1 pseudogene is annotated in these 602 nt (G+C 46.7%); it reads right to left on the bottom strand.

Going from position 1 to position 602, the window contains the following annotated elements:
- Positions 1-176: 176 nt before the first annotated feature.
- A pseudogene (locus tag HMPREF2958_RS07275) lies at positions 177-602 on the bottom strand (hypothetical protein); the annotation flags it as partial.

Here is a 602-nt window from a genome sequence, read left to right on the forward strand (position 1 = left end):
TAGAAGCCTTGTGCCGCAATCCTCAATATCCTCTGTCCCAGAACAATCTATTTCAGCGATATACCACCCCTGCTGCTGCAAGCGAGGTTTCATTACCTGCTCCCAATATCCATTCTCCTGAGTGAACACCGGAACAATGAAGTCATCCTTATATTCGCGTATATACTGCATAGTGTTTATATAGAAGGGTCTGGCTCGTCAAATTCACTATGCACCAGGTGTACCTTTGAGGCAAGAACAGGGTCATAAAACGGTGACTCAGGATAATACCGAGGATCCTCCACAAAAACTCCTGTCGCGTCATCATAGTCATTGGTGAATCCGTAGACTACCCCTTCTTTATCGTATAGAGGATCTGGGGCTCCGTTCGGGAAATTCCTTCGCTGTTCTTCCTCGAAATCAGACCAGGGGTATCGCACGCCCTCACCGGCAATCATCACATTTTCCGCACCCATCAGCTCCTCAAACTGTGGAATATATGAGGTGGGAAGACCAACACCATACCCTACCACCACAGGAAACTCTTCATAGATATTTCCACGTAGCCTGGAATAATGATGAACTATACGTTCGATTAGCTGAAGCATGAACTCAGCCCCATA

It is taken from the genome of Rothia sp. HMSC036D11, from assembly GCF_001814205.1.
Lineage (GTDB): Bacteria > Actinomycetota > Actinomycetes > Actinomycetales > Micrococcaceae > Rothia > Rothia dentocariosa.